The organism is Neisseria sp. HMSC073G10, assembly GCF_001812605.1.
GTDB lineage: Bacteria > Pseudomonadota > Gammaproteobacteria > Burkholderiales > Neisseriaceae > Neisseria > Neisseria subflava_A.
The window spans coordinates 78,544-100,697 of sequence record NZ_KV809516.1 but is presented as its reverse complement, the minus strand read 5'-3'; the positions used below and the strand labels follow the sequence as shown (position 1 = coordinate 100,697).

The following is a 22,154-nucleotide window of genomic DNA, read 5'->3' as shown; positions in this document are numbered from 1 at the left end:
TTAAAATCACATTTCCAACATCGGCGCAGGTAAATCAATCGCACGTGCTCTGTTTGACACATTGCCCGTTGTTGCCGCCATCCACAGCATATGAAGCGCATCGGGTCCATCGTCGTGGTCGGCTTTTGGGAAGTGGCGCAACTGGCTGATTAAGGTCTTTTGGTCGGGTTTGAGCAAAATCAACCCGTTTGCCATGTGTGGCTGCAAAGTCTCAATCCGCAACATCTTGTCCGATGACGGCTTGATACCGCGCACGGGGATATGCACACCCGACCGCGCCCCGCGCTTAATCAGCTCATCCTTGAGAAACTCTTGGAATTGCACCGTCTCCACCACCCACAAAACAGGCTTGACCCGCGCCTCTTTTTGGATGCGGATCACGTCCTCAATAATCAAATCGGGCAGGCGTTTTTTTACTTGGGCAACGGTTACGAACAGACGGCCTGTTGATTTCTGATAACCGCCGACCAAAATCGCCGACGGGTCGCGCCCCGCGCCCGCTTTACCCAATGACGGGTCGAGTGCGCCGTAGTACACCAAATCGTCCGGCAACTCCGACCAGTATTTGATGTTTTCGGCAAACGGCGCATCTTCGCCACTGACCGGGTCGTTTTGATACTCGCTGTCAAATGTCGCATGACCGTCGCGGGCGCGGATTTTCATCAGCGCCAACACGCCGCGAGCCGCCCAGCTTGTTTGCGCGCCGCGCTCCATCTCGTCTTTGTTGGCGAGATAAAACGCTTCGGCTACCGCCGCGCCGTCATTTCGGTAAAGCTCCTCCCATCTGTCCCACAAATCCATGCGATCAGGCCAGCGTTTCATCGCCTTAAATTTCCGCGTACTCCAAAACGGGTTATTCAAAGTACGGCTCAACACGCTGTCGTAGTGCAGGATGGTGCCGATATAAATCACATCAAACTTGGTACCGACCGCGCCTAACGGCAAGACGGTTTGTTTAAGCCACATTTCCAGCTTGTCGCGCTGGTCGGGGTTGCGCACCATCTCGTCGTTTTCGATATCGTCAAGGATGGCAAGGTCGGGGCGGAATGCACCATGCACCATGCCGCGCATTTTCTTACCCGAGCCGAAGACTTGGATTTTGACGTTGGATGCGGTAACAATCGTCCCCGCCTGCCAAACCCGACCTTGTCCGCACATCTCGGGGAAGTCGGTTTTTAAACGCGGGTTAAATTCAAGTTCCGCCTTGATGGCTTCAAGCATTGGGTATGCCTGGTCGATGCTGTCCATCGCGATGACGATAAACTTTTTCGCGCCGGTAATCACCGTCCAAAGCGAGAATAAACGCGTAACCAGCGTCGATTTTGCTTCGCCACGCGGAGCAGCGTCTGCTTCGTTGATGCCTTCGGGCTGTTGTAGGATTTCGGTCAGGCGGGAAAACAGAAATTCATGCAGTTCCGACTTTTCAGACGACCTGACGTAATGAGGGAAGTAGGTATTGACGAAATATTCGTAACCATGCACAGGGTCTAATACTTTCGCCCGACGCTCAGCAATGGCTGCCGGTGACGCATCAAAGCCGTCCGCCTCCGCCTCGATGGTTTGGCGGAGTTGGGCGGCGTATTCGGCAAGCGACTTTAAAAACTCTTTGGACTTCATGTTTTATTCGTAATAGTGGACAACCGGCTTTTTCAGCGGCTTTTGATTAACCATGAAACAAAAGGGCAACGGCTCTCCCGTTTTCATTTCATTCATGGACGACATAAAGTAAAAAAACTGGTCGGCCAGCCAAAACAACGGCTCCAGCTTATAGCGTGGTGCGACAACAGGAGTTTCACTTTCCCAATCGGCAATCCAAATCGGGCAAAATAAAAACCAGCCCTTATGCGTGTATTCAACTTTTTGCATATCGCTTACCTGTATTTCTTTTCAATTTCCACGCCCAGCGGCTCGACCAACTCGACATAAGCCTGCAAGTGTTGTGGGTATCGCTCCTTGACCACTTCTCCGAACAATTCCAACACCTCAATCGCCGTCGCCAATTTTGACGTTTCCGGCATCACTTTGGCGTTTGCGGCTACGGTCTTTGTAAACGCATCCGACAGGCTCGCCAACAATTTGGCGCGCTCGGACGGCATCAGCTCCTCGACCGACGTGTCTTGCAACATCGTCATCGTCGATTGGTACTGCACCAAAAACCCCGCCAACAGCGAGCGGCTCAAGTCTTCGATACCTCCGCCCGCCAGCGTGTAGGCGGCGCGTACTTTGTCCCAATCGTCGCCGGTCTCTTTGGCGGCGCGTTTCCAGCTACGGGCGGTCGCAGTCGGGATTTCGCACATCATCGCCGCGATTTCGAGTGTTTGCCCGTCGCTGACGTACAGTCGGCGCAGCTTTTCGCGGGTTTCTTTCGGGTGTGCCATATCAGCCTCCGAACTTGGCTCGCAGCAGTTCCCAACCCGTCGTTACAATCACGCCGCCAAGACCACCATAAACCGCAGCAGATTTCTTGCAGTCTTTCTTAATTTGCTGCAATTCCTCGTCCATGCGCGCCTGATTGGCAAGCAGGTCATCCTGCTTGGCTTCGATACGCGCCAAGGCTTCTAAAATCGGGTCGCTCATGATTTGTCCGCTTTCCTGTCCAGTTTTTCGTTTACTTTTTCCAACTTGTTTTCAATTCGTTCCAAGGCCGCCGCAATATTAGTGCTGTCTGCCTTGGCATCCTGCTTGGTGTGATAAGAGAGCTTGACCGCGTGCAACTCCTCTTTAAGATCGTCGATACGCTTGTCCGCCTCTTTCAGACGGCTTGAAATGCCGTTGACCCAAAACCAAAACGCCGCTGTCGCAATCGGCCACAGGGTCCTAAATCCAAATTCAAAATCCATTTAAAACCCCTTTAAACAGGCACATCGCCAAATACGATACGCACCGCATAGCCTTCGGGATTTCGGCTCGCCGCCTCGACCTTTTGGCCGTCAAAAAAGACTGAATAATACTTTCGCAAAATACCAATCACATCAGCAGGGGCGATCGCGGAAAACTCCACACAAAAGGTCGTCTGAAAATCCTTATCCATGCGTACCGCGTACTCAATGCCTGCCTTATCCAACAGGTCGGAAACATGGATGACAAACGGCTCTTGTTCGCGTGCGCGGCTTAAGCCCAATTCCAAGTCCGCATGACGGCAGGCGACCGTGCGTTGCACCAAATCACGATAAGTCGTCATCGCGCACCCTCCGAACCGTCAACTTCCGCTTGACTGTTGACCCAATCGCGCCAAGCCTGATTTTGGTTTTCAAGTTCGGCAACATAGCCGCCAAACTCGGCGGCGTGTTCCAACAGCATGGCCGTCTTGCCGTCTTTCGGCGCATTCGGGCGCACCGGTGCGACCATTAACGCGGCAGGCGGTATCGGCATGACCGCCTTTTCGACAACCTTAATTTCCGTAGCCGAGGGCGCGGTTGTAGAGCTGCAGGCTGTGAGAGCCAAAGCCGTCAATACAACTGCTGCCTGCTTTTTGGCGGTCTTGAGTAAGCGCATTTTCGATTTCCTTTTTGTTTTCCGTTTTCAGACGGCTGACTTCCGTCTGTTTTTTCGCCAAAGCCATGCCGACGGCGTGCGCCTTGACTTCAGATTTTTTAGCTTCCGCACGCGCCTGTTCCAATTCGCGCGCATAGTTTTGAGCCGACAACAGCAGGGCTTGCGCCTTATCGTGCTCCATCTTGTCGATGACCGCTTGCTGTTTGGCAAAGGCTGCCTTGTAGCCTTGATGGTGCGACACCGCCAAACCCGTGCCGATAAGTGCGATGATGGCAATCGGCTGCCAGTTATTCGCCAGCAGTTTCACGAGATTCATTCTCGACCTCCTGACGTTTGACGCTGACAAACGAGCGCGCCACCGCATAGCCGCCGACAATGCCCAAATACACCGCCCAAATTTCCGCCGATGGATCGGGCAACATCACAAACTTAAACGTCCCCGCCGCGCAGGCAACGTTTGCCCATAACTTCGAATGTGAAATGCCTCCTGTCGCGGGGTTTTTGAAAATGTCAAAAATGCGCATCTTAATAACCATCCCAACCGTCAATCATATTTCTTACTTTCTCGCCTTGCGTTTACGCGCCGCACGTTTCGCGGCTGCCACGCCTGATTTACCCAAGCGCAGGCTCGGATGTTGTTTTAAAGAGCCTACCCGAACAGGGCTTGGCGTGATTTTGATTTCAGGTAACGGCGGGACGCCAAAACCGTTTTTAAACTTTGCATAATGGGCAATACATAAAGCAATCAAAGACTTTTTCATACCTTCGCCGCTCCCAATTCCATCGCAATCGCGTCCGCAATCGCGCGGCAGATGCCCCATTTAGTAGTCTTAAACAAGGCCAAATCAGTGTCGTTACTGATAAAAAACGGCTCAAACACAATGCCGCCGGCTTGTGCATAAGCCAGGCGCGAATGCTGGCCCGCATTGTCGGGTTTAAAGCCGTCTTCGCCGCGCAGTTTCCAGCCGGTTTTCTTGGCAACAGCTTTGCTCAACACCTGACACCAGCGTTTGTTTTTCGGCGTACTCAACGCCTCAATGCCAGTGGCCGTTTTCGCGGCGGCCGCATTGGTGTGGAACTCAATCGCCACATCTGAGCCGCGAATCAGCTTGACCGCATCGCGCAGCGGCATATTGCCTTTGCCCGTGCCGTCGGTTTTAACGGTCAAGCCGTAGTCATCGCGCAAGATAGATGCCACGATGTTGCGCATATCCTGCGCCAAGTCCGCCTCACGGTCGCTTCCGTTGACCGCGCCCGGGTCGGTGTTGCTGTGTCCGGCGGTTAAAGTTACAGTTTTGCCCATAAACATCTCCGAAAATCAAATCACAATTTATTTTCAAAACCTTATTTAACCTTTTCAGACGGCATAAGACGGTCGGCACAAATGCACTTACTGTTCCGCAGACAAAAAAAAGCCCTGCAAAAAGCAGGGCAAAGGTCCACTCACAAGAAACACACAACACAATCAAGCTGCAAATAAATCCGTCTGCGCTCTTGCCGCCGCCTCGCGGTCGGCCTCTTTCAAAATGTATCGGATATTGCGCGTAGACAGGCGATGAGCCAATACCAGCTCGCGCACAATAATCAAATCGCTCAAACCCTCCGCACTCATCGCATCATACTGCCGGCGGATAAATCGATTGCGCAGCTCGCGCATCGCGTCCCAGCAGCGAGGAATGGCCAAGAAAGGTTGACCGGCATAAGCTCGCTCCAATCGTCCCGCAGCCTCCTCGCCAATGTCCTCGACCAGTTGTGCGTGTAAGATTCGGCTCTGGCGCGTATTGCGGCGGCGATTGGAAATCGGGTAATTCGTCCCGCCCCAAACCTTGACCATGTGAAACGCCGCTTCAAGCCCGATGACCGTAATCATCGCCACCACGCTCTGCGGCAGAAGATGTTTCACATCCTCAAAGTCCTGCTCTGTCATTTCCCAACTTACACTCATTCCTATGCCTCCTTCTTCTTTCGGTTCGCAGCAATCTGCAACGCCGCCACCAGCTTGTGCATATTGCCGTCGGACAACCATTCCACGCGGTCAACCTTAAACATTTTTTTCGCCGTACCGTGCGCATAATTCCAGCTCCAGCCGTTATCCAGCAGCAGGGCTTCGATTTTCCGCATCATAGGATCGGCAGAGCTTCGGCGGTTCGGGCGACGGCCTGCCGTTTTTTTCGGCGTAAACCCATGCTGGCGCAAATCCTCTACTACGCGTTCCAGCTCGGGGATACTGCACTCGGTACACGACCGCTTTCCCGTCACGCGCTCCAAGACCGCGCGATACGTCGCATCATCCAAGCCAAGCTCCTTTTGAGCGATTTTAATTTTCGCAATCAACGCACGGCGCATTCCAAACCCCTAAAACACAATATATTGATTAATTAAAGCATATTATACAGATAAAATACTATATGTTGTAGTAAACCACTGTTTTTTTGCGAAACGGGCAGACATAAAAAAGGCCGTCTGAAAACGTTTCAGACGGCATTTTTCTTTGATTTTATTGGGGAAAGGGTTGACTTTTAACGTGTCCACGTTTATAATTCAATTCATCGGGGCAGTAAAGCCCGATACGGGAAAAGCCCCACCGAAGCGGGGCTCTACTGGGAGAAGAAAATGAAGTCCTACCTTCAGATTCTCATCTTGGTTGTCCTGATGTTGGCAAGCAGTAACGCTTACTAGGGATAACCAGCTGGGCGGTCAGCACACCGCCCAGTCCCAATCTTAAAATAGAACGTGCTGAAAATCAAGGAGTTTGCCTATGGTTGATGAAAAGTTGGCAGAAAACCGAAAGCGTTACGAGCAGAAACGGGTAATTAAGAAAGTCTCGTTCAATGCCGAAACGGAAAAAGAACTTTTGGAATATGCCCAAAATATCGATTTTTCCCAATGGGTTAAATCAATCATCAAAGAAAAAATCAAAAAGTAATTGACTCTTAACGTGTCCACGTTTATTATTCTTCCAACGGCAAACGCCGTTACAGAAATCCCCGCCAAGCGCGAACTTGGCGGGGAATATGGAAAAGCGATTTTAGCAGAATCCTTTTCCTGTCCATTTAACCGAGTAAACAGAAAGGTCATTATATCATGACAACTCAAACCTTAGTACGCATTTCCGGCGACCGTTTGGTTACCACCTCTTTAGAAATCAGCAACCACTTCGGCAAGAAACACAAAGACATTCTCCGTGCAATCCAACATCTTGAATGCTCTAAAGAATTTAACGAGCGCAATTTTGCGCCCGTTGGATACACCGACGCAAAAGGCGAGCAACGCCCGATGTACGAAATCACCCGCGACGGTTTCGTGTTCCTGTGCATGGGCTTTACCGGCTCGGCAGCCGCGCAGTGGAAGGAAAAATACATCGCCGCCTTCAATGCCCTGGAAGCCGAAGTTGCCCGCCGCCACGCGCCGGCATTAGAAAAACTCAAAACCGCCTACCTTTCCGCCCGCCCCGATATGGCGCACCTGTTGCGCTACATCGAAATGGGCTTGAATCAGGCGGAAGCCGCCAAGCTCTTGGGTATTGCTCCGTCCAACGTTCGCCACCGCCTCAAACACCTCGCCGATTTGGGTCTGACCGAATACCGCCCCGACCCGAAATACCGCAACCGCCACGCCTTGGCAGCGGCACACGGTCAACAGTCTTTGGGATTGGAGGGTTAAGCCATGAATACCGAATTTGCCTTGAACCAGCTTTCAAACGCTTTGAATTTTATCGGCACCAACCTGTTGGACCGCAAAGCAATGGCGCGTGAAGAGATGGAGCAATGCGGCTGCCTGCTGCTGGTGTTGTCCGAATACGCCAACATACTTGACCGAAAACAGAAAGAAGAGGAGGTGTGAGCCATGAATACCACCTATACTCTGACTTTCGACCAAGACAGCCTCAAAGCCCTGAACCTGCTGGTGTTCACGCTCAACCATCTGAAAGTTTTGGATATGGACATGGAAGGAATCGAAGACGGTTTGTCTGCCGTGATTGAAACCGCCTCCGAGAAAGCCGACAAGCTGTCCGCCGCTTTCTACAACGCCGTGTACGAGCAGGAAGAGAAAGCAGCCTGAATGTAGGACATGAAAAAAGGTCGTCTGAAACAGGTTTTAAACTGTTTTCAGACAACCTTTAATCATGGGTTAAAGCCTATTTGAACCGGCTAGGTAAGCTCCTGCTCCGTAGGCTCAATCACAAAATCCTCAAGCCCCGACACAATCTTAATCCCCGGCACTTGACCATTGGCAAACTGCTCACGCTCATTCAGGATGGCGTCTTTGTCGATTTCCTGCTTGGTGCGGATAAAGCTTTGATATGCCGTTTTTTCCGACATCCAAGCCAAGACGGCGGCAACGCCTGTTACTTTGACACTAGGCGGGCGGATGCGCCATTTGACGAGTCCGGTCACAAAATCCACCGTCTTGGTCTTGCCGTTTTCCGTCAGATCGTCCTTGTGTGCCTCGCAGTAGGCGGCGACAGCGGCGGTCAGGCGTTCCGACTCGGCTTTCAGCGGCGCGGCAAGCGTGGCGTACTCTTCTTCAATCACCGCTTTTTTATCTCCCGCTTCGGTTTCCAAGCGTTTGATTTCGCGGTTCAGGTCGCCGATGGTGCGGATATGCGCCGTTACCTCGGTTTTGTCTTGTGCGGCTTCGATTGCCGCTTGTTTGATACGTTGTTTAGCCATTTTCTTTGTCCTTTCCTGATTAATTAATTGATTGTCCTTCGTTTTTAATATCAAAAAGCCCTTGTTCGGCGGCTGCAATCCGCTCTTTTGCGCCCTCGACATAATCTTCGGATGTCGCCGCAGCAGCCAACGCATAAGCAGTAAACGCAACAATTTCTTTTACCGCCCACTCCAACGCCGTCATCTCATCACTTGCGGTGATAAACGGCGCATCGATTACTACACCGCTTTCAGTTTCTTTGATTTCAATTTTCCACTTCTTCATTTCAATGACCTTTCTTGTTTAAAACATCTTTCACTTCTGCCATTTTCAGACGACCTTTTTCCTTGTCCGGCGCGGGCTTTGCCAGCATCGCCCTGGGTATCAACCGTGGCGGCAGGTTTCGGAGCAGTTCGGCGGGTTGCGGCCATGTTTCCGCCGCCTGCAACACCTTAAACCCCGTCTGAATCCGTATCGGGTCATACTCCGGCGAGACGATTTCGTTTGTCTCCTTCAGTTTCCGATACCAAATCTCTGCAATTACCGGCAGGTCTTGCGCTGCGGGGCGGTTGGGCAGATTGAGCGCGGCGAGCAATGCAAATCCTGACGCGATTTCCTGTTTTGCCCAATCTTCACCGGCCCATGCGCCCAAGGCTGCCACACCCTGCCGTAGCTTGGATGGTGTGCTGCCTTCGCCCCCTCTCCCCGTGGGAGAGGGCTGGGGAGAGGGCAATCCCGATCCCTGCCACTGGCTGACAATCTCCAGTAAATAACCATGCGACTTTAAGGGCAGTTTCAGACGACCTTGGTCGCGGGCGTTGACCGTTTCGTTAAAGCCGTGCAGCCAAGCCTCGGCGGGAGCGGGGGAGGACACCCCGTCGCGCTCCGCAGTCTGCGCTTTCATCATCGACAGCAGTTCGTTCAAGAGCTTCGCCGTGCGAGACCAAGAGAGCTGCGATTTAGCGGGTCTGAACAAGCCGACATAACGTATCGCCGCCTTACCCATCTCCACGTCCATTTCCAACACAGCCCTCAATACAGCCGATGCGTCTGCGTCATTGATTAAGCTGTCCAAGCTGTGTACCGCCCCGCAGTTTGGGCATTTGATGTTCATTTAACCACCCCGAGAATCGCCAAAAACGCCACAAAGACAACAACCAGCCCCCAAAACATACTGCAGGCATCCAAAACAACAGCTTTAGTCCGTTGTTTAAACCAGTTTTCAATCATGCTCGTCAGAGCCAAAACCACCAGTGCCAAACCAATCAGCCCACAGATCAAGAGATAAATCATCATTCCAATACTCATGACGCTTCTTCCTTCAAAAATGTTATCCAATGGGTCTGCGTTTGGTTTTGCTTATGTTTCATGCTAACGTGTCCAATAAGTGGTTCTACGTTAGTCAGAGCAAGAATCTCTTTCACAGGGATTTGATTTTCACTCCACTTAAAAATCAATATGCCTTCAGGACGCAATACCCGGAAACACTCAGCAAACCCTTTACACAAATCTTCTCTCCACTCATTGCCCAACACCCCATATTTTTTTGCAAGCCAAGATTTTTCTCCCGCTCTTTGTAAATGAGGCGGATCGAAAACCACTACTGCGAACGTGCTGTCAGGGAAAGGGATATTTGTAAAATCCATAACCACATCGGGAGTAATTTCCAGTTTGCGCAGATATTTTCGGTCTTTCAGTAGATGGGTTTCTTTGCGTTTATCGCCGAAAACAGCTTTAGGGTTATTTTTATCGAACCACATCATCCGGCTGCCGCAACACGGATCTAATACCTTCATCGTATTTCCTCCCAAGCTTCTATTGCCATTGTCAGCGTTGCCGCCTCCGCCGTTTTCCAAATACCGTCCGGCGCGCGGGCGGCAATCACAAAACCCTCGCCGTCCTTCTTCATAACCATCAGCTCGCCACGGTCTTCGAGCCATTCGACCAAATCTTTTTCATTCATCTTTGTTTCCTTCCGTTTTCAGACGACCTTTGCCGTCCTTATCTTCAAACTGCGCCTGATATTCGGCGACTTCCTGTTCGCGGTTTCGCTTCACCATAAACTTCGTTGCTCGCCGGCGGTGTTGTCCCCATGCCTGCCAATCGTTGTTCCGTCTTTTGAAGCTCATTTCGCAGACTCCCTAAATTTCAACGCCCATTCGGCATCCGCTTTGCGCGTGTCCGTTGCCGTCCAGTACCGGTTATCCATAATCTCAGGAGCGGTAGGCCAACTGTCGCCCCAAACCGAGCGGGCGACGGCAGGTCGTCCCCATTCCAACTTTGTCCCGCGTTCTTCTCGATGCCGTTCCATATTTGCCCGAGCCTCCTTTTCCATCTGCTCCGCCCAACATTTCGCGCAACGTTGGGTTCGCTTCCGTACTCCGTTTTTGTCCAAAGTCCACGCAAACGCCGATTCAGGCTTCATTTGTTTGCATACGCGGCAGGGTTTTAACTTGGTTAACATTTCCCACCCCCTTTACGGCTGCGGTATGCCGCGTCCATCCACGCTTCCAATACCTCCCGTCCTGCAACTTCCACTCTCAAAATCCCGCGCAGACGCTCGTTTTCAAGCAAGATGCCCTCCGCGTAGATAAACATCCCGATCACCGCGCCCAGCGCAGCCCCTAAAATCATCCAAATCATCCAAATTTCCATCATTTTTGTACCTCCTGTGGTTTCCAACCTTTCATAATCGCCCGCTCGCCGTATTTGGCGCGGATTTCCTCGACCGCCCGTTTCAATGCCAATTTCTTGATTCGGCTAAGTCCCCGTTTAGGCCTTCTAAACTTATTCATAAACCACTCCTTCCATCTTCTGCTCCACACTCATTGCCTCGTAGGCGCTTTCTATTTTCAAAACTTCCAAATCAGCTCGTATTTCCATCGACTCGACCTTAGTCGGCTCTTTCGCAACCGGTTCGGGTTCTTGGGTACAGCCATACAACGCCATTCCACCCACAAAACACCACACCCCGACCACCATTCCGACCGGCACATACCGCCAAAAACGTGGCGCCACAAACATCTTCCAATCAACTTTTTTCAAAACTTGCATTTTGCGTTTTCCTTTTAAAACAATAACTTATTAAAATCATAGAGTAAAAAAATATATAGCCCTGTCAAAGACTTACCGTTTCAGACGACCTATCGGATAATCAATGTCGAGTATTTTTTGATGATGCCCGATTGCATTTTGATGCCGTTTTTGTTTGCCGTTCGTACCGCGCCGCGCATCAACTTGCTCATCCGTCGCGTATTGCCGTTGCTTTGTTTAACCAGTTCCGCAATCGTCGCATCATCAGCTTCCGGCATGGCTGCCCGTGCAATTTCTTCCAATTCTTCATCCGGCATCGAGTCGCCCAAATTCAGCGCAACCGACACTCGGCTATAAAGCTGTACCAACTCGCCATGCTTACCGCGCAAATTAGCCACCAGTCGGGGCATACCGCTTAAAACCAACCCGCAACCCGTGTCGTCATGCAGTCGGCGGATAATCTCAAGGGCGCGCAAGGGCAGGTTTTCCGCTTCATCGACCACAATCAGACGGCCCGAATCGCGCAGGCGGTCAGATACAGACTCAAACAAATCATTCAGGCTGCCCATCGCCGATACCTTCGCCGCCGTCGCCAACTTGCGCATTAGGACAAGTGCTGTAAAGCTCGGATTAGCCTCAATCAGGATGGCCGCAGGGTTTTTCTCGCAGTAGTTTTTGACCGCCTGCGTCTTGCCCAAACCTGCCTGACCGTAGATCACCACCGTTTCGCCGCCTTCGTGCGCATCGCGCATCACTTCTGCAATACGTCGTGTCGTCTTAGTCGATACAAAACCCAACACCAGCTCTTCACGTTGCGCCTTACTGTCCTGCACTTCCAAAAACGCCTCGATTTTCGGCTCGATGGTTTCATAATTCCCGCCTTTTTCCGCATAAGTGCCGTTCAGATACATACTGATGGATGCCGGCGAAGTACCGATACCTCGTGCAAGTTGGGTTTGATTCATGCCTGATTTGGCTTTAAATTCAGCCAGTTTTTGTTGCAATGTATGATTGATTTGTTTCATTTTTTTAGTCCTTTTAAAAGAGGTTTAAAACCGTTTTAACTTCTATCCGCCTCAAACAACACAAAATTGTCTGTGCCCGTTTTCGGCAATACCGCATACTCCGCCTCGATGACGTTTCCGCCCAAATGTCCCAGCTCGTCCCAAACCGCAGCCTGTTCCAAAGCCGGATTGACTTCCGCATTCGCGAGCTTGATTGCATTTTCCGCCCGCTTGATTTTGCCTTTTCGGCGTTTTTCCGCCAGTTGGTCGATACGCGCCGTCGGGAAAGCCTCGCGGCTATTGCCGTTGACTTGTGCCTTCGTGATGAACTTGCCGTCCATATCAAACACATTGACCACCGACGCATCGCTCAAATCGTAGCTGACCCGTACCTCGTCCTTGTGATACTCCGCCAGCTCGGTCGAGAAATAAGAGTTGTTGAACAAATCCAGCCAACCGCGCTGTACCTTTCGCACCTCTTGCGGCATAAACATCGTCGCCAGCTCCTCCGCCGACAACATATCCGGCGCGATCCCGTCCTGTTCCAGCCTCATTTCCCGATAAGCCTTCGGCGTATAATGCCCGCCGTCAGGATGTCGGGGCAGCTCGCCATGCGGGCGGTTGTTGTATTCGTCGATACACTTGACCACATCCGCAATAAAACGCGACCAGCTCGGCAGTTTTTTCAAATATTTCTGTTGTTCCTCCGTCAAATCCTTGCCTTTTTCCAAGGCGTTGAACGCACTTTCCATCTTGCGGTACATCAGGTTCTTCGTACTGCTGTCCATCCCCGCGCCCGCAAACGTCTCATACTGGCGCGCCATCTCAATCAGATTGTCTTTCCACCATCGCTCAATGATGCCTCGACCTTGCGGGTTGCCCGCAATACCCGTTTCATGGCGGATACCCAATCGGGACGTAATACCCGTGATTTCATGGTCTATCGTCTTGCCTGTCTGACCGCCACCGTTATCCGAGTAGTAGATAATCGGCAAACCAAAGTGCTTGACCCCGATACGCAGAGCGTCCGATACCGCCACACAACTTTCAGCCAACGAAACCGAAAAACCCACCACAAACCGCGTACAACCATCAATAATCACCGTCACTTCCGGCTTAAACGGCCTGCCGTGTACCGGATGTGCCACCTTCGCTTTAAAGCTGTGGCCGTCGCCGATCCAAACATCGTTAGGCTTCAAAGCCCCCCAATCACGTTTCACATAAGGCAGCAGCGATTTATAAGCCGCCCCCGTTTTCCTGCCGCGCTCCTGCATAATCAACGGGAGCTTGTCCCAAACGCGCCGCACCATACTCAAGGTAGGTACATCGTTAACCGGCATATTTTCCGCTTCTGCCCACTGCACAAACCGGCGGTAGCTGTGTGCCAGTTTCGGAGCCGACGGAATATTGTGAAACTGCATAAACATCGGCAACCAACCGTAGCTCTCAATCGGCTTGACCGCCTTCGTCGTCTTCGGAGCTAAGGCAACCAACCGCTCCGTCGCGTTTTCCGCTTTCAAATAAGCAGAAATCCAGCCGTCTAAAGTACGTTCGCCAACCTTTGCCGACCGGCTGCGGTCATTGGCCTTTTCCAAGTTACCGAGCGTGACCGCGTCCAATTTACCTTCTGCCAGCAAGCCCAAAAACTGAGCCACCGCAGCCTTCGCAGAGCAACCGTATTGATATTTAATCCCCAACACCGCCGCCACCACCGCACATCGCGCATCCGCCACCGACCGTTGTTTCTCGTTCAACAGCTTGGCCGCTTCAGCCAGTACCTGAGCCGACATCGCCGTACCCGGTCTGACTTGGGGCAGGGTTTTCGGCATCTTCTCCGCCAGCTCGTCCGACTGCCGTTTCATAATGGCGGCGCGGATTTCGGCAGGGAGGGAAGCGATTTCATACAGTTTTTTAGGACGGCCTCTTCCTATTTGCTCAAAACAGTGTTGCCAATTATTTTTCTTGGCATGGTATTCAATCCCTTGTCTATCAGTTGGTAGGCTCGGAATTCCTAATTTCGCAATATCAGATGCAGATATTTTCATTTTTTCCGCTTTCTATTTTTGCTTAAATGCGTTACTCTTTTGGAACTATTTAGCAAAACAGTTATCTATTTATAGATCTTGGGAAGGTTGACTTATGGTTTCGTTTCTCAAAACGAGATGGCCAGATTTCTTCTGCGGGTACTCCAATTGCTGCTGCAATGATTCTTTCGCCTTTCAGATAAGGAGCATCTAAAGCTTTCCCTAATGTATTTGGTGCTAAATTAGCCTCGATAGATAACGCTCTTACAGACCAGCCTGCCTTTTTAAGACGAGCCACAATGTCAGCACGATGCCAATCAGTCATGGTTTCTTGCTTTTTTTTCATTCTCGCAATTCCTTAATTAAGTAGGTTTATTAACCGCTGTTATTTAGTAAGTGAGTGAATTATATTTAGCAAAACAGTTTCCTGCAACTCTTTTGCTAAAATATTTTTCTCAAAAACGTGATTATTTTTACAACATATTGATTATTTGAGTAATCTTATTTAAGCAAAAGAGTTTGTTTTTTGCTTAATGTTTTGCTTAAATGAGTTATATCAGGAATGCTATGGATACTTTTTTAGATAGGCTCAAATTTCTTTGGCCTCATGGGGCTAAGCCATCTGACATCTATAACAAAATAGAAATGTCGGCTTCTGGATTTAATAGAGTTTGGAAAGAGGGAGCTATCCCAACAGCCGATTACCTAGTAAAAATTCAAGAAGTTACCGGTTGTGATTTAAACTGGCTGCTGACCGGCAAAGGCTTACCGTATCTCGATAAAGCCAGGCCGGAAAACGCCGGAGCATTCTCTGTAAGCAGAAATTCTGATGGAATCACCGACACTATGGGCAACCCTGTCGACTTGTCGGAGTTTGTATTCGTGCCGCGCTACAACGTAGCCGCAGCAGCAGGGTATGGCGCACCGGTCTTCGGCGAAGAACCTTTATTCTGCTTGGCCTTCCGGAAATATTGGATTGACAACTATGTGACCAAACAGCCGGAAAAGCTGTCTGTAATTACCGTTAAAGGCGATTCGATGGAGGGCGTGCTCAATCATGGGGACTCCATCCTCATCAATCACGCCGAAACCGACCCGCGTGACGGCCTATATGTCTTGCGTATAGGCAATGACCTCTTTGTCAAACGTGTGCAACGCATACCGGGCAAACTGCTTGTAACGTCCGAAAATCCACGTTACGCACCGTTTGAAATAGATTTAAGCAATACCCAAGACGACATCGCCATCATAGGCCGTGTTGAGTGGTATGGCCGGAGTATTGATTAAATCCATTTTAAAAACCTCTTAAAACAGTTTTAAAAATTCCCTAATCTCGTCAGCTTTAAACAGAAAACCGCGCATTCCGGCGCGGTTTCGTGAAAAAACTGGCGTAACTTTTCCGGATACAAAAAAACGCCGAAATCCACGTCTTTCCGAGATTTCAGCGTTTTTTTACTCTATTTGTTCCTTGTGCAAAAACTAACAGTCCCCCACAAAGGCCGTCTGAAAAGTAAGACTTTTCAGACGGCCTCGGAGGCTTTGTCGGGAAGATTTAGCCGCCGCATGCGCCGCAGCAACCGCCTTCGCCATGACCGCCGCGTTTTTCTTCGTTGTTGATAACGGGCAGTTCAGTTTCTTCGGTTTGCTCTTTTTTCTCTTCAGGCAAATCGTTTACTTTGATTTTGTTTTCTTCGGACATGATACATCCTTTCAATGGATTGAGGAGTGGAAAGATTCATAAAGATAGCATCTTTAAGCCAATAAACCAAGCAGCACAAAACTGTCTTGTGATAATGCCATGACTTGGAACAATAAATTTGCTTATAAAAGCGTTAAGGCCGTCTGAAAAAATCCAAAGAGGAGTGTTGGTTTTTATAGGTTGAAATGGCAGTAGAAAGATTTAAGAATGCTTGATTTGAAGGGATAAACTGACATTGATTTCAAAAAACAATACAATGTTATCATCATCTGGAAACAGCCAATTTATCGGAGCATATATGTATTCACACCACAGCGAACGCCATTTCAGCGACCGCAACAACTGGCTTCGGGCAAGCGTATTGGGTGCCAATGACGGCCTGATTTCTACTGCCTCGCTGTTGACGGGCGTAGCCGCTGCCGCGCCAGATTTCCAAACCCTGCTTTTGACGGGCGTTTCGGCGCTTATCGGGGGTGCGGTGTCAATGGCGGCGGGGGAGTATGTTTCCGTGTCCAGCCAATCGGATACGGAAAAAGCCGATTTGCACAAAGAACGCTACGAATTGGCAAATAATCCTGATGCCGAACTTGAAGAGCTGATGGAAATTTACCGCCGCCGCGGTTTGTCCGATGCGCTTGCCGCAGAGGTGGCCAAAGCCTTGATGGAACACGATGCACTCGCCGCCCACGCGCGCGACGAAATCGGCATTACCGAAACCTCTGCCGCCCAACCCATGCAGGCTGCGCTGGCTTCTGCCGCTTCATTTTGTGCCGGAGCGATTTTGCCGTTACTGGTCGCATTGACAGCTTCTAGCGCCATTGTTCCGGCCTTGGCAGTTTCCACTTTGTGCGGACTGGCCGGACTGGGCTATGTTTCCGCCAAGCTTGGCGGCGCGCCTGTCGTTCCTGCCGTTTTGCGCGTGTGTCTGTGGGGCGTTGCGGCATTGGTGATAACCGGATTTATTGGAAAACTGGCAGGCGTGGCCGTCTGATTGTAAGGCCTTATATTCTTTTAAACCTGTATCCAGTAAAATTGAAAATTGATTTGATCGCTAAAGGCCGTCTGAAAATTTTTCAGACGGCCTATGGTGCTTGTATTTATTTATTTATTTATTACAAACTGTTTTGTCATGACCTATCCGATTCCCAAACCCCGTGAAAAATCCCGTTGGCTCAATCTGTCTCAAGGCTCGCTGCCCTTGGCTTTGGCGCGTTATTTGCCGCATAAGCAGCTCAAGGTTGTCTTGACCCAAGATGTGGAACAGGCGCTACGCCTTCAGACGGCCTGGCTGTTTTTCCGTCCGCATGATACGGCGGTGTTCCTGCCGGACTGGGAAACGCTGCCTTACGAGCGTTTTTCTCCGCATCAGGATTTGGTGTCGGAGCGCTTGTCGGCGTTGTGGCAGATTAAGAGCGGCGCGGCGGACGTGTTGTTCGTACCGGTTGCCACGGCGATGCAGAAGCTGCCGCCTGTGCCGTTTCTGGCAGGGCGCACGTTTTGGCTGAAAACAGGGCAGACTTTGGATATAGGCCGTCTGAAAAGTGATTTGGTGGATGCAGGTTACAACCATGTTTCCCATGTTGTCGCGGCAGGTGAGTTCGCTGTGCGCGGCGGTATTGTCGATTTGTTCCCGATGGGCAGTGAGATGCCGTACCGCATCGATTTGTTCGACGATGAAATCGACAGTATTAAAACCTTTGACACCGAAACGCAGCGCACCATCTCCCCCGTTTCCGAAATCCGCCTGCTGCCGGCGCACGAGTTCCCAACCGACAGCGAGGCGCAAAAGATTTTCCGCAGCCGCTTTCGTGAAGAAGTCGATGGCAATCCGAACGATGCCGCTGTGTACAAAGCCGTCAGCAACGGCCATTTCGGCGCGGGCGTGGAATATTATCTGCCGCTGTTTTTTGAAAACGAGTTGGAAACGCTGTTTGACTATATCGGCGAAGATGCGTTGTTTGTCTCTTTGGGCGACGTTCATGCCGAGGCAAACCGCTTTTGGAGCGACGTCAAATCGCGTTACACCATGGCGCAGGGCGATGAAACTTATCCACCTTTGCTTCCACAGCATTTGTATCTTTCTTCTGATGTCTTTGCAGGCCGTCTGAAAAATTATGGTCAAGTATTGCCGGATATTTTTGGTGATGAACATACGTTGCCAAACGTGGCCGTCAACCGCCAAGCGGATGAACCGTTGCAGGCATTGAAAGATTTTCAGACGGCCTTTAACGGACGGATTCTGCTGTGCGCCGAAAGTTTGGGACGGCGCGAAACCATGCTCGGCTTCTTGCAGCAAAACGGCTTAAAAGCCAAAAGCGTGTCCGAATGGCAGGGCTTTTTGTCGGCGCATGAGCCGCTGATGATTACAGTGGCGCCGTTGGCTTACGGGTTTAAATTAGAAGATCAAAACATCGCGGTCATTACCGAATCCGATCTTTATCAATATGTTGCCCGCTCGCGCAAACATCATCGTAAGAAACACGCCGCCGTTTCAGACGGCCTGTTGCGCGACCTGGCCGAAATCAATATTGGCGACCCTGTCGTGCACGAAGAACACGGCATCGGCCGATATATGGGCTTGGTCACAATGGACTTTGGCGATGAAACCAACGAAATGATGTTACTCGAATACGCGGGCGAAGCACAGCTTTATGTGCCTGTTTCGCAACTGCATTTAATCAGTCGCTACTCCGGCCAGGCGCATGAAAACGTTGCCCTGCACAAGCTCGGCAGCGGCGCGTGGAACAAGGCGAAACGCAAAGCCGCCGAAAAAGCGCGCGACACCGCCGCCGAGTTGCTCAACCTCTACGCCCAACGCGTCGCCCAATCGGGACACAAGTTTGAAATCAACGAGATGGACTATCAGGCGTTTGCCGACGGTTTTGGCTATGAAGAAACCGAAGACCAGGCCGCCGCCATTGCCGCAGTGATTAAAGATTTGACACAGGCGAAACCTATGGACCGCCTCGTGTGCGGCGATGTCGGTTTCGGCAAAACCGAAGTCGCGCTGCGCGCCGCGTTTGTGGCGGTGATGGGCGGCAAACAGGTTGCCGTCCTCGCACCGACCACGCTTCTGGTCGAGCAGCACGCGCAAAACTTCGCCGACCGCTTCGCCGATTTCCCCGTAAAAGTTGCCAGCCTTTCGCGTTTCAACAACAGCAAAGCCACCAAAGCCGCGCTGGAAGGCATGGCGGACGGCACGGTCGATATCGTTATCGGTACGCACAAACTGGTTCAGGACGACATCAAATTCAAAAACTTAGGTTTAGTGATTATCGATGAAGAACACCGCTTCGGCGTGCGCCAAAAAGAGCAACTTAAACGCCTGCGTGCCAATGTCGACATCCTTACCATGACCGCCACGCCGATTCCGCGCACCCTCAGCATGGCGCTCGAAGGCCTGCGCGACTTCTCGCTGATTACCACTGCGCCCAGCCGCCGCCTCGCCGTCAAAACCTTTGTCAAACCGTTCAGCGAAGGCAGCGTGCGCGAAGCCGTATTGCGCGAACTCAAACGCGGCGGGCAAGTGTTTTTCCTGCACAATGAAGTAGATACGATTGAGAATATGCGCGAGCGGCTGGAAACCCTGCTGCCCGAAGCCCGCATCGGCGTGGCGCACGGACAACTGCGCGAGCGCGAGCTGGAACAAGTCATGCGCGACTTTTTGCAGCAAAGATTCAACGTGTTGCTCTGTTCCACCATCATAGAAACCGGCATCGACATCCCCAACGCCAACACCATCATCATCAACCGCGCCGACAAATTCGGGCTGGCGCAACTGCACCAGCTTCGCGGGCGCGTCGGCCGCAGCCACCACCAAGCCTATGCCTACCTGCTCACGCCCGAATACATCACCAAAGACGCAGAAAAACGCCTCGATGCCATCGCGGCGGCAGACGAACTCGGCGCAGGTTTCACCCTTGCCATGCAGGATTTGGAAATCCGTGGCGCAGGCGAAATCCTCGGCGAAGGACAATCCGGCGAAATGATACAGGTCGGCTTCACGCTCTACACCGAAATGCTCAAACAAGCCGTGCGCGACCTCAAAAAAGGCCGCCAGCCCGACCTCGACGCACCGTTGGGCATTACCACAGAAATCAAACTGCACAGCCCGGCATTATTGCCTGAAGACTACTGTCCCGACATTCACGAGCGCCTCGTCCTCTACAAACGCCTCGCAGTCTGCGAAACCGTGCAGCAAATCAACGCCATACATGAAGAACTGGTCGACCGCTTCGGTCTGTCCGAACAACCCGTCAAAACCCTCATTGAAAGCCACCACTTACGACTTGCAGCAAAAGAATTGGGTATCGATGCCATTGATGCGACCAGCGAAGCGGTAACGATAACCTTTGGCAAAAACAACAATGTCGATCCAACCGAAATCATCCTGCTGATTCAGACAGATAAAAAATACCGGCTGGCAGGGGCGGATAAGCTGCGATTTACCGCGGAGATGGAAAATATCGAAGTGCGGATTAATACGGTGAAAAACGTATTGAAGACTTTGAAAGAAAGGGTGATAGCAAAGTAGGGGCTAGTGAAAAAAGGTCGTCTGAAAAATTTTCAGACGACCTTTCCTTATCAAAAATTTGTAGGTCGAATACTTGTATCTGACAAAATCTCCCATGAAGCTGTCGGATTCGAGAATCCGACCTACATCTACCGCTATTTTTTAAAAAGATTAAATAAATCAATTACATAATTGTATTAATTAGCTTTTCATCATTTGATTTTTCAAAATTTTCGGTAATTATCTGTATTCATTATAGACAATAGAATTATATAGAACGCCATTCTTGTCAAAAACAGGCAGTAATTTAATTAGATACCAGTTTATATCCACTATTTTATTATAAATTTCCTTAATATTGATATTAATGCTGAATAAGAATTCAAAATTAGGAAAAAATAAGATGTCTCCACCGATATTGGTATCAGACCATGTCATTACAAACCCGATAACTTCATCCGAATTACTTTTGATTTTTAAAAAATCAAAAATTTCTTGTTCCGACATAGAGGCCGAATTCCAATCCCAGTCGTCATTACCAAGCAGCAAATAAGTAAATTGTCCATTATCAAGAAAACGCCAACCATCCTCCCATAAATATTTCAGTATTTCATAACGAGAAATTTTTTTATTATTCATCGATAAATCTATACTTAAACCTATATCTCTCGACATCTCGAATCTCCTGTGGCTTTTAATTTTTAATATTTTTAGAAGGGGTGTAAGCAAGCCTTAGTCCACATTAAACCTGTAAGTAGAGTGTATACGGCACGCACAAACGTGGGCTTTAAGCGTAATAAAAAGTCGTCTGAAACGATTTTCAGGCTTTCAGATGACCTTTTATCAAATGATGCGAAATATCACTTGTCTAACCTTCTAACTTCGTACGCACCTCAGCCCCACCTTCAAGTTTTGGGCAGACTACGACTTGTATCGTTTGTTTATTTTTATAATTGCTGAAATTTCCAATAATCCCGTCCTTCAATTTTCCAATAACAAAATTCGTCCGGTATCAAATACCCAAAGTCCATTGCCTTAGAAAACCAGCCATCATAGACATAATCTTCATGACATCTGTCCCAATCCATATGAAGGTAAACTTCTGTATCAAAATTAATATAGAACAACGGTAATCTTGAAGAAATCTGATTGATTTTTAAGAAATCACTTTGTTGGCCAGAATCCGAAATAGGATCATCATACGACAACTTGTTCTCGACAACGGAATATAATCTTGCTATCTCATCTAAATTAAAGCCCTGTAACATCAGCGCCTTCAATTCGTCTTTTTCCAGTACGACGACCGAATCTGATTGAAGATAGTTTTCAAAATTGTCCTTAGTTAACTGCCAGATGCCGTTTCGGTAATAATAACTATTCATTTCATCCTGATATTGTTCTAACGTAATATTACCGTTTTTAAAATCCAAATCTAAGTCTAATTTTATGTTTAATATGAAATTAGACTTATAATCAATCAAATAATATATCTTTTTCTTATGGACAAAAATGGATATACACTGAATGTACTCAAAGATGTTATCCAATAATTCAGATTTAAATTTCTCAATCTTTTCCATATTTGACAAATTCCTTAATAACTTTATCACCAGCAAGCATTAGTCCGCATGAAAGCTGCAGGTAGGGTGTGCGCGGTACGCACGTACGCGTGCTTTAAATGTAAATACAGAAGCAGTATAAAAAGGTCGTCTGAAAAATTTTCAGACGACCTT

36 protein-coding genes are annotated in these 22,154 nt (G+C 49.8%); 7 read left to right on the top strand and 29 right to left on the bottom strand.

Annotation, left to right across the window (positions count from 1 at the left end):
- Positions 1–6 precede the first annotated feature (6 nt).
- From terL to HMPREF2865_RS05110, 13 genes are all read right to left on the bottom strand, one after another.
- The gene (terL, locus tag HMPREF2865_RS05170; protein WP_070646091.1) at positions 7–1,617 is read right to left on the bottom strand and encodes a phage terminase large subunit; all 1,611 of its coding nucleotides are present in this window, start codon (positions 1,615–1,617) and stop codon (positions 7–9) included.
- Positions 1,618–1,620: 3 nt separating this feature from the next.
- On the bottom strand, positions 1,621–1,866 hold the full coding sequence (locus tag HMPREF2865_RS05165) for a hypothetical protein (RefSeq protein ID WP_063076054.1): 246 nt from the start codon (positions 1,864–1,866) through the stop codon (positions 1,621–1,623).
- 5 nt (positions 1,867–1,871) lie between these two features.
- Positions 1,872–2,378: a DUF1804 family protein gene (locus HMPREF2865_RS05160; RefSeq protein WP_049226999.1), complete on the bottom strand. Its 507-nt coding sequence runs from the start codon at positions 2,376–2,378 to the stop codon at positions 1,872–1,874.
- Position 2,379: 1 nt separating this feature from the next.
- Positions 2,380–2,577 carry a hypothetical protein gene (locus HMPREF2865_RS05155; RefSeq protein ID WP_049227001.1) on the bottom strand — a complete coding sequence of 66 codons (198 nt, stop codon included), beginning with the start codon at positions 2,575–2,577 and terminating at the stop codon, positions 2,380–2,382.
- A complete protein-coding gene (locus HMPREF2865_RS05150) occupies positions 2,574–2,840 on the bottom strand; it encodes a hypothetical protein (protein ID WP_070646088.1) in 267 nt (88 codons plus the stop codon). The genes HMPREF2865_RS05155 and HMPREF2865_RS05150 overlap by 4 nt, the downstream gene beginning before the upstream one ends.
- Before the next feature lie 11 nt (positions 2,841–2,851).
- Positions 2,852–3,181 (bottom strand): hypothetical protein, encoded by a 330-nt coding sequence (locus HMPREF2865_RS05145; protein ID WP_070646086.1) that lies wholly within the window; start codon positions 3,179–3,181, stop codon positions 2,852–2,854.
- Complete coding sequence (locus HMPREF2865_RS12470; protein WP_349267462.1) at positions 3,178–3,495, bottom strand: hypothetical protein; 318 nt, start codon at positions 3,493–3,495, stop codon at positions 3,178–3,180. The genes HMPREF2865_RS05145 and HMPREF2865_RS12470 overlap by 4 nt, the downstream gene beginning before the upstream one ends.
- On the bottom strand, positions 3,392–3,811 hold the full coding sequence (locus HMPREF2865_RS05135) for a hypothetical protein (RefSeq protein WP_070646081.1): 420 nt from the start codon (positions 3,809–3,811) through the stop codon (positions 3,392–3,394). The genes HMPREF2865_RS12470 and HMPREF2865_RS05135 overlap by 104 nt, the downstream gene beginning before the upstream one ends.
- Positions 3,783–4,019, bottom strand: a complete 237-nt coding sequence (locus HMPREF2865_RS05130) for a hypothetical protein (protein WP_070588120.1) — start codon at positions 4,017–4,019, stop codon at positions 3,783–3,785. Before HMPREF2865_RS05130 ends, HMPREF2865_RS05135 begins: the two co-directional genes overlap by 29 nt.
- Before the next feature lie 33 nt (positions 4,020–4,052).
- A complete protein-coding gene (locus HMPREF2865_RS05125; protein ID WP_070646078.1) occupies positions 4,053–4,256 on the bottom strand; it encodes a hypothetical protein in 204 nt (67 codons plus the stop codon).
- Positions 4,253–4,798 (bottom strand): N-acetylmuramoyl-L-alanine amidase, encoded by a 546-nt coding sequence (locus HMPREF2865_RS05120; protein WP_049360271.1) that lies wholly within the window; start codon positions 4,796–4,798, stop codon positions 4,253–4,255. The genes HMPREF2865_RS05125 and HMPREF2865_RS05120 overlap by 4 nt, the downstream gene beginning before the upstream one ends.
- A gap of 162 nt (positions 4,799–4,960) precedes the next feature.
- The gene (locus HMPREF2865_RS05115; protein WP_283120640.1) at positions 4,961–5,329 is read right to left on the bottom strand and encodes a Mor transcription activator family protein; all 369 of its coding nucleotides are present in this window, start codon (positions 5,327–5,329) and stop codon (positions 4,961–4,963) included.
- A gap of 113 nt (positions 5,330–5,442) precedes the next feature.
- Positions 5,443–5,841, bottom strand: coding sequence for a gp16 family protein (locus HMPREF2865_RS05110; RefSeq protein WP_070646071.1), 399 nt, complete (start codon positions 5,839–5,841; stop codon positions 5,443–5,445).
- 412 nt (positions 5,842–6,253) lie between these two features.
- Between HMPREF2865_RS05110 and HMPREF2865_RS11970 the strand changes: the two genes are divergently transcribed.
- From HMPREF2865_RS11970 to HMPREF2865_RS05100, 4 genes are all read left to right on the top strand, one after another.
- Positions 6,254–6,421 carry a hypothetical protein gene (locus HMPREF2865_RS11970; protein WP_002213620.1) on the top strand — a complete coding sequence of 56 codons (168 nt, stop codon included), beginning with the start codon at positions 6,254–6,256 and terminating at the stop codon, positions 6,419–6,421.
- Between the two features lie 158 nt (positions 6,422–6,579).
- A complete protein-coding gene (locus tag HMPREF2865_RS05105) occupies positions 6,580–7,158 on the top strand; it encodes a Rha family transcriptional regulator (RefSeq protein WP_003745272.1) in 579 nt (192 codons plus the stop codon).
- A 3-nt stretch (positions 7,159–7,161) separates the two neighbouring features.
- A complete protein-coding gene (locus HMPREF2865_RS11610; protein ID WP_003741259.1) occupies positions 7,162–7,338 on the top strand; it encodes a hypothetical protein in 177 nt (58 codons plus the stop codon).
- Between the two features lie 3 nt (positions 7,339–7,341).
- A complete protein-coding gene (locus tag HMPREF2865_RS05100; RefSeq protein ID WP_002213624.1) occupies positions 7,342–7,557 on the top strand; it encodes a hypothetical protein in 216 nt (71 codons plus the stop codon).
- A gap of 89 nt (positions 7,558–7,646) precedes the next feature.
- Here the strand turns inward: HMPREF2865_RS05100 and HMPREF2865_RS05095 are convergent, their stop codons facing one another.
- The 13 genes from HMPREF2865_RS05095 to HMPREF2865_RS05045 form a co-directional block, all read right to left on the bottom strand.
- Complete coding sequence (locus tag HMPREF2865_RS05095) at positions 7,647–8,168, bottom strand: host-nuclease inhibitor Gam family protein (RefSeq protein WP_070646068.1); 522 nt, start codon at positions 8,166–8,168, stop codon at positions 7,647–7,649.
- 19 nt (positions 8,169–8,187) lie between these two features.
- Positions 8,188–8,433 (bottom strand): hypothetical protein, encoded by a 246-nt coding sequence (locus tag HMPREF2865_RS05090; protein WP_070646066.1) that lies wholly within the window; start codon positions 8,431–8,433, stop codon positions 8,188–8,190.
- A gap of 1 nt (position 8,434) precedes the next feature.
- Positions 8,435–9,022, bottom strand: a complete 588-nt coding sequence (locus tag HMPREF2865_RS05085; protein ID WP_283120639.1) for a hypothetical protein — start codon at positions 9,020–9,022, stop codon at positions 8,435–8,437.
- Positions 9,023–9,258: 236 nt separating this feature from the next.
- Complete coding sequence (locus HMPREF2865_RS05080) at positions 9,259–9,456, bottom strand: pyrophosphate-energized proton pump (protein WP_070646061.1); 198 nt, start codon at positions 9,454–9,456, stop codon at positions 9,259–9,261.
- Positions 9,453–9,911 (bottom strand): class I SAM-dependent methyltransferase, encoded by a 459-nt coding sequence (locus HMPREF2865_RS05075; protein WP_210399352.1) that lies wholly within the window; start codon positions 9,909–9,911, stop codon positions 9,453–9,455. The genes HMPREF2865_RS05080 and HMPREF2865_RS05075 overlap by 4 nt, the downstream gene beginning before the upstream one ends.
- A 29-nt stretch (positions 9,912–9,940) precedes the next feature.
- On the bottom strand, positions 9,941–10,111 hold the full coding sequence (locus tag HMPREF2865_RS12165; protein ID WP_168163631.1) for a hypothetical protein: 171 nt from the start codon (positions 10,109–10,111) through the stop codon (positions 9,941–9,943).
- Positions 10,104–10,277: a hypothetical protein gene (locus HMPREF2865_RS12160; protein ID WP_168163630.1), complete on the bottom strand. Its 174-nt coding sequence runs from the start codon at positions 10,275–10,277 to the stop codon at positions 10,104–10,106. The genes HMPREF2865_RS12165 and HMPREF2865_RS12160 overlap by 8 nt, the downstream gene beginning before the upstream one ends.
- Positions 10,274–10,612 (bottom strand): type II secretion pathway protein L, encoded by a 339-nt coding sequence (locus HMPREF2865_RS05070; protein WP_070646055.1) that lies wholly within the window; start codon positions 10,610–10,612, stop codon positions 10,274–10,276. The genes HMPREF2865_RS12160 and HMPREF2865_RS05070 overlap by 4 nt, the downstream gene beginning before the upstream one ends.
- Positions 10,606–10,806: a hypothetical protein gene (locus HMPREF2865_RS05065; RefSeq protein ID WP_049227038.1), complete on the bottom strand. Its 201-nt coding sequence runs from the start codon at positions 10,804–10,806 to the stop codon at positions 10,606–10,608. The genes HMPREF2865_RS05070 and HMPREF2865_RS05065 overlap by 7 nt, the downstream gene beginning before the upstream one ends.
- A gap of 129 nt (positions 10,807–10,935) precedes the next feature.
- The gene (locus HMPREF2865_RS05060; RefSeq protein ID WP_070646052.1) at positions 10,936–11,202 is read right to left on the bottom strand and encodes a hypothetical protein; all 267 of its coding nucleotides are present in this window, start codon (positions 11,200–11,202) and stop codon (positions 10,936–10,938) included.
- Positions 11,203–11,291: 89 nt separating this feature from the next.
- Positions 11,292–12,206, bottom strand: a complete 915-nt coding sequence (locus tag HMPREF2865_RS05055; RefSeq protein WP_070646048.1) for an AAA family ATPase — start codon at positions 12,204–12,206, stop codon at positions 11,292–11,294.
- A 35-nt stretch (positions 12,207–12,241) separates the two neighbouring features.
- A complete protein-coding gene (locus HMPREF2865_RS05050; protein ID WP_070646046.1) occupies positions 12,242–14,230 on the bottom strand; it encodes a Mu transposase C-terminal domain-containing protein in 1,989 nt (662 codons plus the stop codon).
- A 61-nt stretch (positions 14,231–14,291) separates the two neighbouring features.
- The gene (locus HMPREF2865_RS05045; protein WP_083309564.1) at positions 14,292–14,555 is read right to left on the bottom strand and encodes a helix-turn-helix domain-containing protein; all 264 of its coding nucleotides are present in this window, start codon (positions 14,553–14,555) and stop codon (positions 14,292–14,294) included.
- Positions 14,556–14,776: 221 nt separating this feature from the next.
- Between HMPREF2865_RS05045 and HMPREF2865_RS05040 the strand changes: the two genes are divergently transcribed.
- Positions 14,777–15,496, top strand: coding sequence for a LexA family transcriptional regulator (locus tag HMPREF2865_RS05040; RefSeq protein WP_070646168.1), 720 nt, complete (start codon positions 14,777–14,779; stop codon positions 15,494–15,496).
- A gap of 265 nt (positions 15,497–15,761) precedes the next feature.
- Here the strand turns inward: HMPREF2865_RS05040 and HMPREF2865_RS12155 are convergent, their stop codons facing one another.
- On the bottom strand, positions 15,762–15,908 hold the full coding sequence (locus HMPREF2865_RS12155; RefSeq protein WP_168163629.1) for a hypothetical protein: 147 nt from the start codon (positions 15,906–15,908) through the stop codon (positions 15,762–15,764).
- Positions 15,909–16,206: 298 nt separating this feature from the next.
- On the opposite strand from HMPREF2865_RS12155, the gene HMPREF2865_RS05035 reads away from it, so the two are divergent.
- Both HMPREF2865_RS05035 and mfd read left to right on the top strand, forming a co-directional pair.
- Positions 16,207–16,899: a VIT1/CCC1 transporter family protein gene (locus tag HMPREF2865_RS05035; protein WP_070646040.1), complete on the top strand. Its 693-nt coding sequence runs from the start codon at positions 16,207–16,209 to the stop codon at positions 16,897–16,899.
- A 138-nt stretch (positions 16,900–17,037) separates the two neighbouring features.
- A complete protein-coding gene (mfd, locus tag HMPREF2865_RS05030) occupies positions 17,038–20,442 on the top strand; it encodes a transcription-repair coupling factor (RefSeq protein ID WP_070646164.1) in 3,405 nt (1,134 codons plus the stop codon).
- Positions 20,443–20,661: 219 nt separating this feature from the next.
- Here mfd and HMPREF2865_RS05025 read toward each other — a convergent pair whose 3' ends face one another.
- Together HMPREF2865_RS05025 and HMPREF2865_RS05020 are read right to left on the bottom strand one after the other, a co-directional pair.
- On the bottom strand, positions 20,662–21,096 hold the full coding sequence (locus HMPREF2865_RS05025) for a hypothetical protein (protein WP_283120638.1): 435 nt from the start codon (positions 21,094–21,096) through the stop codon (positions 20,662–20,664).
- A 272-nt stretch (positions 21,097–21,368) separates the two neighbouring features.
- Complete coding sequence (locus tag HMPREF2865_RS05020) at positions 21,369–22,001, bottom strand: hypothetical protein (protein ID WP_070646037.1); 633 nt, start codon at positions 21,999–22,001, stop codon at positions 21,369–21,371.
- Positions 22,002–22,154: the final 153 nt, after the last annotated feature.